Source organism: Zoogloea oryzae (genome assembly GCF_030161255.1).
GTDB classification, from domain to species: Bacteria; Pseudomonadota; Gammaproteobacteria; order Burkholderiales; family Rhodocyclaceae; genus Zoogloea; species Zoogloea oryzae.
Window position 1 is genome coordinate 357 of the sequence record NZ_BSPX01000068.1, and the last position, 19546, is coordinate 19902.

Here is a 19546-nt window from a genome sequence, read left to right on the forward strand (position 1 = left end):
CCGACGGCCTGGTGCGCCGCGACCGCGCGACCCTCGCCCGCGACTACGGCAACGGCCTGATCCTCTCCGTGCCCTTCGCAATGCCCGCCCACGATGGTGGCGGCGACGCGGCAGAGCACGGCGTCTTCATCTTCGAATGGCCCGAGGACACCGGCGTGGACCCGCAGGCCGAGGTGCTCGCCAGCGCGCTGCCGGCCATCCTCGGCCACGCCCTCGTCACCAAGCGCCGCCAGGAGCGCCCGCTGCACCGCCGCGTGGCGGACGCCGGGCGGCGGCTGATGCACCGGCTGTTCGGCCCGCGCCACGCGGCCTTCAAGCTGGGCAGCCTGGCTGGCTTGGCGGTGCTGCTGTTCGCGCTGTTCGCCACCGGCGATTTCCGGATCAGCGGCGATGCGACCCTCGAAGGCCGGGTGCGCCGGCTGATCGTCGCGCCCTTCGACGGCTTCGTCGCCTCGGCCCAGGCCCGCGCCGGGCAGGTGGTGAAGGAGGGCGAGACCCTCGCCACCCTCGACGACCGCGAGCTGCAGCTCGAAGCCTCCCGCTGGTCGAGCCAGCAGAACCAGTACAACCAGCAGGCCAACGACGCCGAGGCCCAGCGCAACCTGGCCCAGATCCAGATCGCCCGCGCCCAGAGCCAGCAGGCCGAGGCCCAGCGCCGGCTGTCCGAATCCATGATGGCCAAGGCCCAGGTGCGCGCGCCCTTTGCCGGGCTGATCGTCAGCGGCGATCTCTCCCAGCAGCTTGGCGGCGCGGTGCGCAAGGGCCAGAGCCTGTTCGAGATTGCGCCGCTCGACGCCTACCGCATCGTGCTGCAGGTGGCCGAGAGCGACATCGCCCACCTGAAGGTCGGCCAGCGGGGCGAGCTGGTGCTCACCGCGCTGCCGGACCGGACGATTCCCTTCAAGGTCACGCTGATCACCGCCGTCGCCCACGCCGAGGGCGGGCGCAACCTGTTCCGCGTCGAGGCCGCGCCCGAGGCCGAGGTGCCCGACCTGCGCCCGGGCATGGCCGGCATCGGCAAGGTGACGGTGGGCGAGGAGCGTCTGGTGTGGATCTGGAGCCGTCGCTTCATCGAATGGAGCCGGCTGCAGCTGTGGTCGTGGCTCGGGGTATGAGGGCCCCCTCGACCGGGCTGCGCCCGGCCTGCCCCCCGAGGGGGCCAAGGAAACTTGGGACGGCCCGGCGTTTCCTTGGGAGAGCAGCATGACTTCTGCGCTGTTCTCCTCATCCTGGTATCGCGTGGCGGATCTCAAGCCACGCCTGCGCCGGCAAGCCCGGCTCGTCCAGCACACCTACCGCGAGCAGCGCTGGTATGTGATGCAGGATCTGGCCAGCGGTCGGGTGCTGCGCTTCAACCCCTCCGCCTACCGGGTGCTGGCGCTGATGGACGGCGTGCGTACGCTGGACGAGATCTGGCGCCACGCCTGCATCAACCTGGGTGACGAGGCGCCGACCCAGGACGAGATCCTCGGCCTGCTCACCCAGCTCCATCAGGCCAACGTGCTGCTTACCGACCGCAAGCCCGATCTGGGCGAGCTGGCCGAGCGCGGCGCGCGCCTCAAAAAGACGCGCCTCAAGCAATACCTGGCCAACCCGCTGTCCCTCAAACTGCCGCTGTTCGACCCCGACCCGCTGGTGGGCGCCATCACCCGGCAGGTACCGCCGGCCGCCTGGAAGGGCATCCTGCTGGCGTGGATGCTGCTGATCCTGGTCGGCGCGGTGCTGGTGGGCATGCACTGGGACGAGCTCACCGCCGACATCACCGCGCGGGTGTTTACCGGCGACAACATCTTGATCCTGGCGCTGCTGTACCCGCTCCTCAAGGCCTTCCACGAGTTTGGTCACGCGCTGGCGGTGAAGGCGCTGGGTGGCCGCTGCCGGGAGATGGGGCTGATGTTCCTGGTCTTCATCCCGGTGCCCTACGTGGATGCCAGCGAGAGCGTGACCCTGCCCAGCAAGTGGCAGCGGATGCTCATCGGCGCGGCGGGAATGATCGCCGAGCTGGGCCTCGCCGCCATCGCCGTGTGGCTGTGGACCGGCGTGAGCGGCGGGGTGACCAAGGCGGTGCTGCATCAGGTGGTGATCCTCGCCGGCGTCACCACGCTGGTCTTCAACGCCAACCCGCTGTTGCGCTTCGACGGCTACTACATCCTCTCCGACGCGCTGGAGATCCCCAACCTGTCCCAGCGGGCCAACCGCTACGTGGGTTACCTGTGCCGGCGCTACCTGTTCCGCACCGAGGCCCAGCCGCCGCTCCACCTCACCGCCCGCGAGCCCGCGTGGCTGGTGGCGTTTGCGCTGGGCTCGGTGATCTACCGGACGGTCGTCACGGTGTCGATCATCGTGCTGGTGGCGGGGCAGTTCTTCGTCTTTGGCGTGCTGCTGGCCCTGTGGGCGGCCTACGGGCTGGCGGTGCAGCCGCTGGTGAAGTTCGTGCGTTTCGTGGCCCGCGATCCGGCGCTGGAAGGCCATCGCCGCAAGGCCGGCGGGGTGAGCCTGGCGCTGGCGGCGGTGCTGGCGGGTTTCATCGCCTTCGTGCCGGTGGCCGACTGGACGATGGTCGAGGGCGTGATCTGGATGCCCGAGCAGTCGCGCATCCGCGTGCCCGCCACCTGCTTCGGCGACCGCATCCTGGCCCGGCCCGGCGAGCCGGTGGCCGCCGGCCAGCCCCTGTTCAGCTGCACCGAACCCGAACTCGACGCCCAGCTCGCCCAGGCCGAAGCCCTGGTGCAGGAGCAGGAGGCCCGCCTCGCCCTGGCCTCCACCGCCGAGCGGGTGCAGATGCAGATGGTGCGCAGCGAGCTCGCCCACCAGCGCCAGCGGCTGGCCGATCTGGCCGCCCGGCGCGGCGATCTGGTGGTGCGCAGCCCCCACGCCGGCCGCTTCGACATCGAATCGCCGGGGGATTTCACCGGCCGCCATCTGCCGCGGGGCGAGCAGGTCGCCTACGTGCTCGACCCGGCCCGCTACACCCTGCTGGCGGTGGTGCCCCAGGGGCGGGTCGATCTCGTCCGCCACCGGGCCGGCAAGGTGGAGATCCGCTCCGCAGAGAGCCTGTGGGACGTGCTTCAGGCCAAGGTCGTCCGCGAGGTGCCGGGCGCCAGCGCCGAGCTGCCCAGCATGGCCCTGGCCCTGCAGGGCGGCGGCCAGATCGGCCTCGACCCGGAGGCCAGCGCCGAAGGCAAGGCGCCCCGGGCGCTGGAGCCGCTGTTCCAGTTCGAGCTGCAATTCACCGGCCCGGTCCAGCCGCGCTACCTGGGCGGGCGCGTGCATGTGCGCTTCTCCCACAGCCCGGCGCCCCTGGGCGAGCAGTGGTATCGCGGGCTGCGCCAGCAGTTCATGAAGCGCTTCGCGGTGTAGCCGATGTTTTCCCTCACGCTCCGCGCCGACGCCTACCCCCAGCGCCGCGACTGGCAGGATCTGCCGTGGCTCGACCGCATCGGTGAGGGCCTGCGGGTGCGCCTGCGGGCGCGGGTCGCCCTGCGCGCCGGCCGCCGGCTGGCGGTGGCGGATCAGGTGGAGGCCGAGGAAGCCCGCCTCGACGCCCTCGACGATGCCGCCCGCGCCGCTGCGCTCACCGATCTGCGCCGCCTGCTCCGCCGCGACGGCTTTGCCGACGACCGGCTGGTGGCGCAGGCTTTTGCCACGGTGCGGCGCGAATCCCGCCGGCTGCTGGGCAAGGCCCACTTCGGCACGCAGATCCAGGGCGCCTGGGTGCTGCTCCACGGCAACATCGCCGAGATGAACACCGGCGAGGGCAAGTCGCTCACCGCCACCCTGGCCGCCGCCACGGCCGCCCTGGCCGGGATGAAGGTGCACATCGTCACCGTCAACGACTACCTCGCCGAGCGCGACCGGGACGAGTTCGGCCCGCTCTACGCCGCCCTCGGCCTTGGCTGCGCCTTTGTGGGTGAGGCCGCCACGCCGGAAGAAAAAGCCGCGGCCTACCGGGCCGACATCGTCTACTGCAGCAACAAGACCATCGTCTTCGACTACCTGCGCGACCGGCTGGCCCTGGCCGACCGCATGCAGCCCCTGCGCCTGGCGCTGGACGGCATGCTGGGTGCGCAGCGCCGGCATCTGCTCCACGGCCTGCAGTTCGCCATCGTGGACGAGGCCGACAGCGTGTTCGTGGACGAGGCGCGCACCCCGCTCATCATCTCCGCCGCCCGCCAGAGCGTGGAGGCCGAAACCTTCTACCGGGAGGCCATCGCCCTGGCCGGGCAACTGGTGGCCGACACGGATTTCACCCTCGACCCGCAGCGCCATCAGGTCAGCCTCACCGAGCCCGGCCGCCAGCGCCTGCCGGCCCTCGCCGCGGCAGTCACCGCCTCGCCGGTGTGGCGCAGCGTGCTGCGCACCGAGGAAGCCTGCGTGCTGGCGCTCCAGGCCCTGCACGCCTTCCGGCGCGACATCCACTACATCGTCCGCGACGACAAGGTGATGATCGTGGACGAGCACACCGGCCGGGTGATGCCCGACCGCTCGTGGGAGCGCGGCCTGCAGCAGCTCATCGAAGTGAAGGAGGGCGTCGCCGTGTCGCCCGAGAAGGAAACCCTCGGGCGCATCAGCTACCAGATGTTCTTCCGCCGCTACCTGCGGCTCTCCGGCATGTCCGGCACCTGCCGCGAGGTCTCCGGCGAACTGGCCGACGTGTATGGCCTGGGCGTGGTGCGCATCCCGCCCCACAGGCCGTCGCGCCGCCTGCGCCTGCCGGCGCGGCTGTTTGCCACCGGCGATGCGCGCTGGCAGGCGGTGGTGGACAGCGTCGTCGCCCACAGTCGCCAGGGCCGGCCGGTGCTGGTGGGCACGCGCTCGATCGCCGCGTCCGAGGATCTGTCGGCGCGTCTTGCCGCCGCCGGCATCGCCCATCAGGTGCTCAACGCCAAGCAGGACGAGCAGGAAGCCGCCCTGGTGGCCAGCGCCGGCGACGCTGGGCAGGTGACCATCGCCACCAACATGGCCGGCCGCGGCACCGACATCAAGCTGGGCGACGCCGTGCGCACGGCCGGCGGGCTGCACGTGATCCTCACCGAACTCCACGACGCCTCCCGCGTGGATCGCCAGCTGGCCGGGCGCTGCGCCCGCATGGGCGACCCGGGCTCGTGGGAGGAAATCCTGTCCCTCGACGACGAGCTGGTGGCCGGGATGCTGCCTGTCCTGCGCGGCTGGCTGGCGGCCCGTCTGGCCGGCGGCGGGCCGTCCGGGCCGTGGCATGCCCTGGCCCTCGGGCTTTACCGGCGGGCCCAGATGCGAACGGAAAAACGCCACGCGGGTATTCGCGGATTTTTGCTGCGCGCCGACTTCAGAAGCAGGGCTGCTTTGTCGTTTACGGGCGAGATGGAATAGAGGATTTCACGCTTGAGCAAAAATAAGACCCTTCTTGCCCTGGCGCTTGCACTGTTCGCCGGGGGCACGCTGGCGGCCGATCCGCTGCAGCCCGCCAGACCCCGGACCAACCCGGAGGTGAGCTGCCTGATCCAGCCGTCCCTCGAGATCAACGTCGGTACGCCCGTGGATGGCGTGATCGAAGCGGTCAGCGTCGACCGCGGCGACATCGTCAGCCCGGGGCAGCTCCTCGCGCGGCTCAACGCCGGTGTCGAGGCGGCCTCGGTGGACACCCAGGCCGCCAAGGCCGAGTTCGGCGCGCGCAAACGCCAGCGCAACGAGGAGCTGCAGCGCAAGCAGCTGATCTCCACCCAGGAGCTCGACGAGCTCGCCACCGACCAGCAGATGGCCGAGCTGGAGCTGCGCGAGCGCCGGGAACGCCTCAAGCTGCGCGCCATCCACAGCCCGATCCGCGGCGTGATCGTGGACGTCTATCGCCAGCGCGGCGATCTGGTGAAGCAGGAGAAGATCTTCCGCATCGCCCAGCTCGACCCCCTCTACGTCGAGACCATCCTGCCCTCGCGGATGTTCGGCAAGGTGCGCGCCGGCCAGGTCTATGACGTGACCCCGGAGCTCACCCCGACGCCCCAGAAGGCGAAGGTCAGCCAGGTGGATCGCGTCATCGACGCCGCCAGCGGCACCTTCCGCGTCCGTCTCCTGCTCGCCAATCCCCGCTTCGACCTGCCCTCCGGTCAGCGCTGCGCCATCAACTTTCAATTGTGATGACCCGATCCATGGCCCATTCCCGCCGTCCGCTGGCCTCCGCCGGCCCCCGTCGCGCCTGGCTCGGCGCAGGCAGCCTGCTGCTCCTCGTTCCCGTGGTCGGTTCGCTGGCCGCGCCGCCCGTAGCCGGAGTCGGGGTCTTGCGCTCGACAACCAACGCGTCCGCGGCCGACATCGGCGTCGTGACCGCCGGCCAGACCCGCGCCAACCAGGGCACGCCGGCCCGTCCCCTCGGCCAGCCGGCCACCACCCTGCGCAAGGCGGACATCCGTTCGACCATGCCCAAGGCCCAGACGTCCCTGGCGGGCCTGCGTCTGTCGATGCAGGGTTTCCGGGTCGAGGGCAACGTGAAGGTGTCGGAGGAGGGCCTCCAGCAGGCCATGGCGCCGTGGCTCGATCGCGAACTGAGCTTCCCCGAATTCGAGAAGGCCGTGCATGCCGTGGCCGACTACCTGCGCACCAACGGCCACCCCCAGGTGCAGGTGCGCATCTCCCGGGCGATGATGAAGGAAGGCCAGATGGCCGTCGCCATCGAGGGTCTCACCCCGCGCTCGGCCGACTACGCCGAGGTGCCGGCGGTCGAGCCGCGCATCCAGGTGAATCGCTTTGAAGTGACCGGCGTGAGCCTGCTCACCCCCGACGAGGTCAAGGCCGCCGTCGAGCCCTGGGAAGGCAAGGAGCTCACCGTCGCCGAGATGCAGAAGCCGGCCGAAGCCATCGCCAGCGCGATCCGCGCCAAAGGCTATCCGCTCGCCCAGGCCTTCCTGCCGCCCCAGCGGGTGGATGGCGGCACCCTCGAGATCACGGTGCAGGAAGGCGTGGTGGATGGCAGCGCCGGCATCGGCGGCATCGTCACCAGCGGCGCCGAAAAGCGCATCCGGCCGGAGGTGGTGGCCCGCGTGCTGGCCGAAGGTGCGCCCGCCGGCCAGCCCCTCAACGGCGAGGCGCTGGAGCAGAGCCTGCTGGTGGCCAACGACTTCCCCGGCGTGAAGAAGATCAAGGCCAACCTCGCCCCCGGCAGCCAGCCCGGCACCACCCAGGTCGAAGCCCAGGTGGAGGAGAGCCCGCTCGTCTCCGGCAGCGTGTGGGCAGACAACTACGGCAACCACTTCACCGGCACCGGCCGCCTGAGCTTTGCCGCCAACCTCAACAGCCCCACCGGCTACGGCGACCTGTGGAGCCTCACCGCCAGCCGCTCGTCGGGCATGACCAGCGGCCGCGCCGGCGTGGTGGTGCCCGTGGGCAACAAGGGCGGGCGTCTCGGCGCGTCGTACTCTGAAGTGAGCATGGATTTCGCGGGGCAGGTCATCCCGGTCAACCTGGACGGCAAGGCGCGGGTCGCGTCGCTCTTCGGTAGCTACCCGCTCTTCCGTAGCGCCACGTCCAACATCTCCCTGTCGGGCAGCTACGACGCCAAGAACCTCACCCACAACATCGAGGGCACCACCGACAGCGCCCGCAAGATCGACCTGTTCACCCTCGGCCTCCTGGGTGACGGGCTGGACCGCTTCGGCGGCACCTACAGCTGGAACCTCTCCGTTGCCACCGGCAATGCCGATCTCGGCGGCAACGCCGCCAACGCGCTGCGCGACAGCATCAGTGCGCGCACCGAAGGCCACTTCACCAAGACCAACTACTCCGCCGTGCGCCTCGCCCCCATCGGTGGGCCCGGCAGCCCGTGGAGCTGGTTCGCCAGCCTGAGCGGCCAGTTCGCTGGCAAGAACCTGGATTCCGCCGAGAAGTTCCAGCTCGGCGGCCCGAGCGGCGTGCGCGCCTACCCGGTGGGCGAGGCCTTCGGCGACTCCGGCTATCTGGCCAGCCTCGAGGTGCGCCGCAGCCTGGGCACGTCGATGCTCGGCGAATCCAACGTGTTCGGCTTCTTCGACCTGGGCGGCATCACCCAGTACCACACCACCTGGGATGGCTGGAGCGCCGGCAACCGGCCCAACAGCTACACCCTCAAGGGCTACGGCATCGGGGCCAGCCTGGTCAAGACCGACACCGCATCCCTCAAGGCGGTGGTGGCCAAGAAGATCGGCACCAACCCGAACCAGACCATCAACAACACCGACAGCGACGGGACCGACAAGTCGGCCCGGATCTGGATCATGGGCACTGTCAGCTTCTGACCGGCCGGCCAGTCACGGATACCACGATGAACGCCATCAAACTGCCCAAAGTCCGCCTCATCGCCTTCATCCTCGCGGTGACCTTCAACCCCGAGTCGGTGGTGCTGGCCGCGCCGCCCGCGGCCAACGCCCTGCCCACCGGCGCGCAGATCACCGCCGGCGCCGGCGCCATCAGCCAGACCGGCAACGTGATGAACATCCAGCAGAACACCGCGCGGATGATCACCAACTGGCAGCGCTTCGACATCGGCCAGAACGCCACGGTCAATTTCGTCCAGCCGAACAGCTCGGCGGTGGCCCTCAACCGGGTGCTGTCGGCTGATCCGTCGCAGATCCTCGGCCAGCTCAACGCCAACGGCGTGGTGGTGCTGCTCAACCCCAACGGCGTGCTGTTCGGCGCCAGCGCGCGGGTGGATGTGGGTGGCCTGATCGCCGCCGCCATGCGCATGAGCGACGCAGACTTCCTCGCCGGCAAATACCAGTTCGGCCAGCCCACGCTGCCGGGCAAGGTGGAAAACCTCGGCACCCTCATCAGCCGTGAAGGCGGCTTCGTCACCCTGATCGGCGGCACCGTGAATAACGCCGGCCAGATCGTCACCCCCGGCGGCACCTCGGCGCTGGTGGCGGGCGACAAGGTCACCGTCAACCTGGGCCTCACCGGGTTGGTGAGCATCGACGTGGCGGCGGGCTCGGATGCCGCCCGCGTGGACAACAGCGGCCTCGTGGCGGCAGATGGCGGCAAGGTGCTGCTCACCGCCAAGAGCGCGGCGCCCATGCTCGCCTCGGCGGTCAATCAGACCGGCACCGTGCGGGCCAACAGCATCGCCAGCCGCAACGGCGAGGTGTGGATCGAAGCCAGCAGCGGCGACGTCCGGCTGGCCGGCACCACCCTGGCCGCCGGCAGCGGCGCCGGGCAGACCGGCGGGCGCATCGTCGCCACGATCGAGAACGTGACCCTCGCCAACGGCTCCGTCACCGACGCCAGCGGCGCGGCGGGCGGCGGGCAGGTGCTGGTGGGCGGCGGCTGGCAGGGCAAGGACGCCACCATCGCCACCGCCGGCAGCGTGACCCAGCAAACCGGCGCAGCGATCAAGGTGGATGCCACCGCCAACGGCTCCGGGGGCACCGCCGTGCTGTGGTCGGCCGACGCCACCCACATGGACGGCAGCATCAGCGCCCGGGGCGCCGGCAGCGGCACCGGCGGCAAGGTCGAAACCTCGTCGAAGGGTGTGCTGGGCCTCGGCGGCAACGTGGATGTGGCGGCCGATAGCGGCAAGGGCGGCAACTGGCTGCTCGACCCGGCCACCCTCGACGTGACCACCACCGGTTCGGCGCTCACCGGCAACACCAACGGCACCAACAACACGGTGTCCAACACCTCGATCCAGACGGCGCTCAACGCCGGCGGCACCACCGTCACCCTGCAGGCCGACACGCTCATCACCGTCAATGCCGACATCTCCAAGACGGCCGGCAGCGCCTCGACGCTGACCTTCAACTCGGCCAGCGGCAACATCGTCGTCAACAACCAGATCTCGTCGATCACCGGCGCGCTCAACATCAACATGGGCGCCGATGCCAGCCAGAGCGGCGGCAGCGTCACCCTCAACAACGCGCTCGCCACCAACGGCGGCACGATCAACTTCTACAAGCCGGTCACCCTGGCCAACACCACCCCGATCTCCACCAAGATCACCGAGGCCAGCGCCGCCAAGTCGGGCGACGTGAACTTCTTCCAGGACGTGACCCTCGCCGCCCCCGGCTATTCGGTGACCATCAACGCCCAGGGCCCCCAGAGCGGCGCCAGCTTCACCGGCCGCGGCGGCAACATCGACGTGAAGGGCAACATCGTCTCGGGCACCTACCTGGTGCAGTACCCGCAGGCCCTCACGCTGGACACCACCGGCGCCGACGCCGGCACCCCGTCGGCCGGGCCGGGCTCGATCACCCTCGGCACCTCGTCGGCCAACTACGTGGGCGGCACCGGCACCACCGGCCTCAAGAGCCTGACCCTCACCGGCCCGCTCACCACCACCCTCAACGCCGGCTCGATCAACATCTTCTCCACCTCGGGCGACGTCATCACCGCGTCGTCCCTGCTGGGCACGCCGTCGATCACCCTCACCGCCGCCGACACCACCATCAACGTGAGCGGCGGCACCTACGGCAGCAACACCGGCTACACCGACTACCTCCAGAGCACCTTCGACATCGTCAAGACGGCCGGCGACAAGACGCTGACCATCAACGCCGATCGCTCCATCAAGCTCGTCCAGCGCACCATCGACGGCACCACCACGTCCGGCAAGCTCGACGTGGCGCTCAACCCCTTCCAGTCGACGGCCTACGGCAACAGCGGCGGCGCGGTGATCCTTCAGGGCAGCGACTCGGTCGCGGCCAGCATCAAGAGCAACGGCGGCACCATCGACCTGGGTTCGGCCGCCACCGCCGCCACCGGCTTTGGCGCGGACCTGTCGGGCATCAAGGACGGCATCTACCTCGAAAACGCGGTGCTCGATTCGCGCATCGCCGGCGACGCCAGCCAGACCGGCGCCAGCATCACCCTCACCGGCAGCGCGCCCACCACCACCACCGCCGGCGCGGGCGTGCGCATCAAGGGCGCGCTCACCAACCTGCGCTCGGGCACCGGCGATCTCACCCTCACCGGCAGCGTGCCCGGCGGCGCCTCGTCCGGCCAGAAGGACGGCGTGGTGATCGGCGAGGACGGCAGCTCCCGCGTCACCCTCGCCACCACCACCGGCGCCATCGCCATCACCGGCGACGCCACCGGCGTGGGCATGACCCCGGCCGTCACCGGCGCCAGCCGCTACGACGGCGTGGTGATCTCGTCCGCGGCGCTCATCCAGAGCGACAGCGGCAACATCACCGTCGTCGGCAAGGGCAGCGGCGGCGACCAGAGCTATCTGGTCGAAAACCACGGCATCAAGCTCGAGAACGCCAAGACCAGCATCGTCTCCACGTCCGGCAACATCAGCCTGTACGGCAGCTCGGGCGGCAAGACCAGCGACACCGGCGGCGCCAACAGCTTCGGCATCTACTCGGCCGGCGACAGCATGTACATCGGCTCGGCGCCCACCACCGCGGTGAGCGGCGGGGTGACCGCCAGCGGCATCGTCACCCTGGCGGCCGACAGCATGCAGTTCATCAACTCGTCCAACCTGCACCTCAACGTCGCCTCCAGCGGCGAGCTGCGGGTGCACACCGAAACCGCCGGCCGCAACATCAGCTTCGGCACGCCGGGCGGCGTGGACAAGCTCAACCTCTCCAGCAACTGGTTCAACGGCGCGTCCACCTCGGTCTTCCAGCCGGGCTTCACCGATATCGTGGTCGGCCACGCGGCCAGCGCAGCCTCGGCCACCGCCACGCCGGTGGTGAGCGCCTCCACCGGCACCCTCACGGTGGCATCGGCCACCACGCTGCGCGACCACACCATCCTGGAGATGGATGGCACCGGCGGCAACGTCAAGGTCAATGCCGCCCTCACCGTGAAGGGCAATTCCGCCTCGCCCGGCGCCGACAACGCCCGCACGCTCACCGTCCATACCCAGGCCGGTGCCACCGGCGCCGGCACCCTCGACGTGAACAGCGTCCAGCTGCTCGGCAGCGGCGACAACGTGCTCACCGGTGCCAACCTGGTCAGCAAGCTCGCCGCCAGCGTCGACGGCCACCTGGCCTTCAACAACGCCCAGGCCCTGGCGGTGGACACCGTCAATGCCCGCGACACCGCCAGCGCCGGTGCCAACGGCTGGCTCGGCGGCACCACGCCCAGCACCGTCGGCATCAACACCACCGGCCACGACGCCACCCTGGCCCTGACCGCCGGCGATCTCGCCATCAACAACTCGATCACCGCCACCGGCGCCACCGTCAGCCTCACCACGCCCGCCGGCAAGGTGCAGGAAGCCGGCGCCACCGGCGCGGCGAGCCCGGTCATCACCGCCGACAAGCTCTACGTGGGCGCCCGCGACAGCTCGCTGCTCAACAACAACAACGTGGTTGCCACCCTGGCCGCCAGCGTCACCGCTGGCAATCTGGAATTCCGCGACACCCGCGGGCTCGACGTGGGCCGCGTGACGGTGACCAACCGCGTCGCCCAGTCCGACGGTTCGGTGACCACCACCACGACCAATCGCGACGGCATCAGCGCCACCCAGGCCAGCACCGGCAACGTGGCCCTGCAGCTTACCGCCGGCAATCTCACGCAAAGCCAGGACATCGCCGCCACCGGCCTGCAGCTGGGCCTCACCAGCGGCTCGGCCACCCTGTCGCGCACCACCAACGACATTGGCACGCTGTCGGCCACCCTCGGCGGCAGCGGCAGCACCCTCAGCGTCGCCGACCGCAACGGGCTCACCGTCGGCACCCGCAGCAGCACGCTCCTCGGCAGCACCAGCGGCGTGACCACCAACAACGGCAACGTGACCCTCGCCGCCTCGGCCGACGGCGCCTCCACCAGCGGCAACCTGCAGCTCGATCAGTTCGTGAATGCCGGCACCGCGGTGGTCGATCTGTCCTCCGGCAAGGGCGCGATCACCGAGAACGCCGCCGTGCCCGCCGCCATCGTCACCGCCAGCGCGCTGCGCGTCACGGCGGTGAACACCTCGCTCCTCAACAACGCCAACCAGGTGGGCACGCTCGCCGGCAGCATCAGCGGCGACGCCCAGGGGCTGGATTTCACCAACGCCCAGGCGCTCACCGTCGGCACCGTGCTCGGCACCAACGGGCTCGCCATCGGCAGCGCGTCCAGCCGCGGCAACCTCACCCTCGACACCACCGGCGCGGCAACGGGCACCGGCACCGTCACGCAAACCCAGGCCATCGCCACCGGCGGCCTGCTGGTGAAGAGCAACGGCGACGTGACCCTCACCAACCCGGCCAACAACGCCGCCACGCTGGCGGCCAACACCGCCGGCGGCAACCTCAGCTACGTGGATGCCGACAACCTGACCGTGGGCACCCTGGCGCCCAACGCCGGCGGCAGCGCCACCGCGGGCATCACCGCCGGCACCCCCAGCGGCGGCGCCACCGTGAAGCTCGAATCCGTGGCCGGCGCCATCAGCCAGGCCGCCGCGTCGCCCATCACCACCCAGAACCTTTACGTGGGCACGGCCAGCGGCGCGATCCTCGACAACACCACCAACGACGTGGCCACCCTGGCCGCGCGGGTGAGCGGGGCGGGCGCCTTCGTCTTTGCCGACAAGAACGACCTCACCATCGGCACCGTCGCCGACGTGGCCGGCACCCCGATGGACGGCGTGCGCACCGCCAACGGCGCCATCCGCCTGTCGGCCTCCAAGGACGCCGCCAGTACCAGCGGCAACCTGGCCCTCACCGACGACGTGATCGCCGGCGGCAGCACCACGGCCACCCTCGAAGCCGTCAAGGGCGCCGTCACCGAAACCGCCAACGTGGACATCACCGCCACCCGGCTGCTGGTGAAGGCCCAGGACAGCACCACCCTCGACAACACCGGCGCCGGTGGCAAGCACCTCGTCGGCACCCTGGCCGCCAGCCTCACCGGCACCGGCGCCAGCTTCGGCTTCCGCAACGATCAGGCGCTGACCATCGGCAACGCCACCGCGCAAGATAGCGCCAGCGCCACCAACGGCATCACCACCGCCTCCGGCAACATCCGCGTGGCGACCCTCGGCAGCGGCGCGGGCGATGCGATCACCGTCATCAACAACGTGAGCGCCGGCGCCAACGGCAGCATCGACCTGCGCGCCGGCGGCACCGCGGGCGACATCGCCATCAACGGCGCCACCCTGCGCTCCACCAACGGCGCGGGCACCGGCAGCGGCAACGTGCAGCTGGTGGCCGGGCGCAACATCAGCACCACCACCGCCAACAGCAGCGGCGCCAGCGTGACGCCCGAGATCCGCACCACCGGCAGCGTGCTGCTGCAGGCGGCGGGCACCATCGGCGCCGACGGCCAGCGCATCGAGATCCAGGAAGCCGCCACCCTCGCCAGCCGCGCCGGCGGCGATACCTGGCTGCGCAAGCTCGACAGCACCCACGCCGACCTCACCCTCGGCAGCGTCGCGGCGATCAACCCGTCTGCCACCTTCGGTGGCGCGGTGAGCAGCCTTGACGGCATCACCACCACCGCCGCAAACGGCCGCGTGGCGCTGGTGAACGAAACCGGCGCCATCACCGCGACCCGCGACGTGACCGCCAACGGCAGCGGCAGCATCGACCTGCGCACCAACGGCGTCGGTCAGGCGATCACCCTCGACGGCGCGACGCTGCGCTCCACCAGCGGGCAGGTGCAGCTCATCGCCGGCGGCAACATCGCCACCACCACCAACGACGGCACCACCACCGAGATCGCCACCAGCGGCAACGCCATGCTGGTGGCCGGCGGCAGCATCGGCGCCGACGGCAAGCGCATCGAGATGGCCGGCGTGAACACCGTCGCCGCCCAGTCGGCCGGCGCCCAGTGGCTGCGCCAGACAAGCGGCGACCTGATCGTCGGCGCCGTCACCGGCCTCAAGCCCGCCGACACCAGCGGGCCCGACAAGGCCGGCCTCGTCACCCAGTCTGGCAATGCGCCCATCGCGCTGGGTGTGTCCACCGGCACGCTCACCGTCACTAGCAACGTCACGGCCCACGGCAGCGGCAGCGTCGATCTGCGCACCGACACGGCGGGCAAGGCGATCAACCTGGGCGGTGCCACGGTCGGCTCCACCAGCGGTCAGGTCCAGCTCATCGCCGGCGGCGACATCGCCACCACCACCGCTGACGGCACCACGACAGAGATCAGCACCAGCGGCAACGCGCTGCTGGCGGCAGGCGGCGCCATCGGCACCGAAGGCCGGCGCATCGAGCTGGCCGGCGTGAACACCCTCGCGGCCCGTTCGACCAACGCCCAGTGGCTCAGCCACACCGGTGGCAACCTGAGCGTGGGCAGCGTCACCGGTGTCAATGCCGGCCCGGCCCTGAGTGGCCTTGAGACCACCGTCGCCGGCCGCGACATCACCCTGCGCACCCAGGGCGGCAGCCTCGCCCTCGACCAGGGCGTGCTCACCTCGGGCGCCACCATCACCCTCGAATCCGCCGGCGGAATCAGCCAGGCGGCGGCAGCGGCCGCGCGCATCGTGGGCGACAAGGCCCGCATCGTGGCGGCCGGCGGTTCGGCGCGCCTCGACAACAGCGCCAACCAGATCACCACCCTGGCCGCCCAGGCCATCGACGGCGATCTGACTTTCGTGAACAGCCAGGCCCTCACCCTTGGCCAGGTGAATACCGGCAGCGTCTCCGGCGCCTCGGCCGGTGCCACCGCGGCTTCGGCCGGCCGTGGCGTGACGGTGCAGACCCTGGCCGGCGACATCACCGTGAGCAAGGCCGTCACCGCGGCCGACGTGGCCACGCTGGTCTCGGCCGGCGGCATCAGCCAGAGCAGCGCGGCCGACGCCACCGTCGCCGCCCAGGCCCTGCGCGTGCAGGCGACGGGCGACGCCATCCTCGACAACCCGGCCAACAGCGTCGGCACCCTGGCCGCCAGCACCGGCGGGCGCACCAGCTACGTGAATGCCGGCGCGCTGGATATTGGCAGCGTCACCACCAGCGTCGGCCCCACGGCCGCGCTGGGCACGACCGGCGGCGTGAGTGCCGCGGGCGCCACCACACTGGTCGCCACCACCGGTGCGCTCAAGCTCAACAACGCCGTCGTCACCAGCGGCAGCGGTGCCGTCACCACCCTGGTGGCGGGCGGCGACGTGCGCCAGCTGGCTTCGGCCAACATCAGTTCCGACGCCCTGCGCGTGCAGGTGGGCGGCGCGGCGGTGCTGGAAAGCACCGGCAACGCGGTGGGCACGTTTGCGGCCGATGTGGCCGGCGGCGACCTGACCATGGTCAACAGCCAGGCCCTCACCGTCGGTTCCGTCACCACCACCACCGCGGCTGCGGCTGGCACCACTGCCGGCGCACGCACCACCGCTGCGGGCCGCCACATCAGCCTGCAGACCCTGGCCGGCGACATCGCCATCACCAAGGCCGTCGCCACCACCGCCGATGCGGGCAGCACCGACACCGTCAGCCTCGCGGCGGCGGGCGGCATCAGCCAGACCACCGGCGCCGACGCCACCCTCAGCGCCTCGCAGCTGCGCGTGCAGACGGCGGCGGGGGGCGCGTCCCTGGCCAACGCCGGCAACGCCGTGGCCAAGGTGGCCGCCGACGTGACCGGCGGCGCCTTCAGCCTCGCCAGCAACCGCGCGCTCCGCGTCGATGCGGTGACCACCCCGACCAGCCTGCTGGCCGGTAGCACCACCGGCATCACTACCCGGGGGCAGGCCATCAACCTGACGACCACCGGCAGCACCAGCGACATCGCCCTGGCCACCAACCTTTCGAGCGGCGGCGCCGACATCAACGTGACCGCCGGCGGCGAGCTCGCTCAGGGCGCCGGCAACCTGACCGCTGGTGCGGGCACTGTCCGCCTCGGCGCCGGCAACGGCGTCAATCAGGCAGGCTCTGGCACCGTGCAGGCCGCCAGCCTGCTGGTGGAGGCGGGCGGCGACAGCGCGCTGCTGAATGCCGGCAACACCGTCAATACCGTGGCCGCCAGCACCGGCGGCGCCTTCTCGTACCGCAACGCCGGCAACCTGGAAGTCGGCAGCGTCAGCCGCGCGGCCGGTGCGCCGGTGGCCGGCATCGCCGCGGGCGGCAAGGTCTTCGTGGATGTGCCCGCCGACAACCTGACCCTCACCCAGCAGGTGGCGGGCACCGGCACTGGCGGCGATTCCAACGCCGTCGTCCTCAACGCCGGCAAGCGCTTCGCCAACCAGGCCACGCCGGGCAGCAGCGCCGTGGTGGCCACCAACGGCCGCTGGCTGATCTACGACGACAACCCCACCTACGCCGACAAGGACATGAACGGCCTCGCGCGGGACTTCACCGTGCTCGCCTCGGGCTACACCGTGTACGGCCCGGACAAGGTCACCCAGTCCGGCAACGGCTACATCACCACCGCCCGCTACCTGCCGCCCGAGCAGTTCGACCGGGTGCCCGGCGGCGCGATCAACGAAGGCCCGCAGTACAACAACCGCAGCGTGTCCTCGGCCACTCCGGGCGGCGGCACGGTGCAGGATGGCGCGATCTTCGTGCAGGTCAGCCCGCCGCTGGTGCCGGCCGGCACCGTCACCCCGGTGGGGCTGTTCACTGCCGCGTCCGGCACGCCGGTGCGCCCGCTGATGGTGCCGATCCTGCTCTCCGCGGTGCGTAGCGCCCACTTCCAGACGTCCCTCGCGCCCATCGCCGGGCAGGGCGAGATCGAGAACGTGACCCTCGCCAACGGCGATCCGCTGCCGCGCTGGATCAACTTCGACACCGGCAGCAAGCGCATCTTCGGCACCCTGCCGGCGGATGCGCCGGAGCAGATCCCGCTGCTGGTGATCGTGCGCGACCCGGACGGCACCGAGCGCCGCAAGGTCGATCTGCTGATGAAGGTCAGCATGGCGGAGTGATGGCGTGATGTTGCGGCTGTCCGTCCTGGTCCTCGCGCTGGCGGTGGTTGCACCGGCCGGCGCGGTGACCGTGCCGATGCCCGACCGCTGGCAGGCCGAGCCGCCGCGGGTGCGCTCGCTGCTGGAGCGCGCCTGGGCGGCCGAGACGGGCGGCGGCAGCGAGCGCAACGAAGCCCTCGCCGCTGCGCTGTACTGCGAGGCGGCCCGCTACGGCAGCGCCGAAGCCCACTACCGCACCGGCCTGCTGCGCGCCCAGGGTGGGCGTGGCGTGCGCGACGCCGGGCTGGCCAAGTCCTTCCTCTCCTTCGCCCACGAGCTGGGCCACCCCCAGGCCGGCGAGGCCCTGGTCCGCAACGCGCTGGGCGACGTGCCCCAGCAGATGCCGGCCTGCCTGACCGACGAACATCCCTACGAACACATCGCCGTGGTGCAGGAGGACAAATACGTCCAGAGCCTGCCCGCCCGGCGCCGCGACGTGGCGGCGCTGGTGGTGCGCCTGGCGCGGGAATACGACGTGGACCCGCGCCTCGCCCAGGCCATCGCCGGGGTCGAATCCAACTTCGACCGCCTCGCCCAATCCCCCAAGAACGCCCGCGGGGTGATGCAGCTGATCCCCGAAACCGCGGCCCGCTTCAACGTGCGCGATCCCCTCGACGCCGAGGACAACATCCGCGGCGGGCTGGCCTACCTGCGCTGGCTGCATCGCTACTTCAAGGGCGACCTCGTCCGCGTGGTGGCCGCCTACAACGCCGGCGAAGGCGCGGTGCAGCGCTACGGCGGGGTGCCGCCGTACTTCGAGACGCGCGCCTACGTGGGCCGCGTGCTCACCATGGCCGGCATGGGCCACATGGTGCCGGTGGGCCTGCGCAACTGAGCGTCGCGGCCGGTGCGTTGCATCGGCCTTCGGTTCTTGGCCACGAGGATCTTCATACCGGCCACACCCGGGCGCCATCGATGCGCCGCCTCTACCTGCAGCGACGGCTGCTCGCCCGCTGGCGCCGGATCGAGGCGGGATTCAATGGTCATCTTCCCGACACATTCCGGCGTACCTCCGATGCATCACGGCTGGCAGAATACAGGCGGGTCATCGGGCTGAGCGCGACACGCGCACGCCAGCCCGGTCAGCGGAATCGAGCTTGCACGTCAGGAAGATTGAAATTGCAGCTGCCGCAGAGAACGACAACGACGCCAGGCGAGGCGATCGCCGTGATCGGCATCGCCTTCGGGATGTCCATCGTTCTGTCCATTCAGGCCGTCCTTGCGAATTTTCCGATGCAGCCTTTCTCGGATGCCGGTTTCCTGTGGACGGTCATGGTCGAGGTCGTGCTGGCGGCCTCGGCGATCCTCTTCCTCCACACCCGGGGGTTCGCCATTTCGACGCTGCTGCCTGTGCCCAGTCTGATGGGCAGCGTCGTCGGCGTGATGCTCTTCCTGGTGGCCTGGGTGGTGGGTACGCTTGTCTATGCACCGTTTGCCATCGGCCAGCCCGTGCAGCCCATCGAGATCATGGTCGTCGAGGCGAACGTGTCCGCCCCGGCTGTCGTCCTGATGGCAATGATCAACGGGACGTTCGAGGAGGTCTTCCTGCTTGGTTTCCTGCTGCGCGGATTGCGGGGCTACGGGCTCTCGGTGGCGCTGGGCGCGACCTTGCTCGTCCGTTTGCTGTGCCACCTCTACCAGGGCCCGTTGGGCCCCATCTGGGTGATGGCTGTGGGCCTTACGTTTGCCGTCTACTACATGCGCTCGACGCGGCTCTGGCCGCCGGTGTTCGCGCACATGCTGTGGGACATCGTTCCCTTTGCACTTTCCTAGCCCCGGCCG

General features: G+C 70.7%; 8 protein-coding genes. All 8 read left to right on the forward strand.

Annotation, left to right across the window (positions count from 1 at the left end; translation table 11 throughout):
- The coding region (locus tag QQK25_RS17890; protein ID WP_284189152.1) for an efflux RND transporter periplasmic adaptor subunit at positions 1–1115 on the forward strand (1115 nt) is incomplete at its 5' end.
- Positions 1116–1203: 88 nt separating this feature from the next.
- Positions 1204–3360 carry a PqqD family peptide modification chaperone gene (locus QQK25_RS17895; protein WP_284189153.1) on the forward strand — a complete coding sequence of 719 codons (2157 nt, stop codon included), beginning with the start codon at positions 1204–1206 and terminating at the stop codon, positions 3358–3360.
- Positions 3361–3363: 3 nt separating this feature from the next.
- On the forward strand, positions 3364–5349 hold the full coding sequence (locus tag QQK25_RS17900) for a preprotein translocase subunit SecA (protein WP_284189154.1): 1986 nt from the start codon (positions 3364–3366) through the stop codon (positions 5347–5349).
- 12 nt (positions 5350–5361) lie between these two features.
- Positions 5362–6111: an efflux RND transporter periplasmic adaptor subunit gene (locus QQK25_RS17905; protein WP_284189155.1), complete on the forward strand. Its 750-nt coding sequence runs from the start codon at positions 5362–5364 to the stop codon at positions 6109–6111.
- 11 nt (positions 6112–6122) lie between these two features.
- On the forward strand, positions 6123–8240 hold the full coding sequence (locus tag QQK25_RS17910; RefSeq protein WP_284189156.1) for a ShlB/FhaC/HecB family hemolysin secretion/activation protein: 2118 nt from the start codon (positions 6123–6125) through the stop codon (positions 8238–8240).
- Between the two features lie 26 nt (positions 8241–8266).
- A complete protein-coding gene (locus tag QQK25_RS17915) occupies positions 8267–17725 on the forward strand; it encodes a two-partner secretion domain-containing protein (protein WP_284189157.1) in 9459 nt (3152 codons plus the stop codon).
- A 7-nt stretch (positions 17726–17732) separates the two neighbouring features.
- Entirely contained in the window at positions 17733–18599 is an 867-nt protein-coding gene (locus QQK25_RS17920) for a lytic transglycosylase domain-containing protein (RefSeq protein WP_284189158.1), read from the forward strand.
- Between the two features lie 80 nt (positions 18600–18679).
- Positions 18680–19537, forward strand: coding sequence for a CPBP family intramembrane glutamic endopeptidase (locus QQK25_RS17925; protein WP_284189159.1), 858 nt, complete (start codon positions 18680–18682; stop codon positions 19535–19537).
- Positions 19538–19546 lie beyond the last annotated feature (9 nt).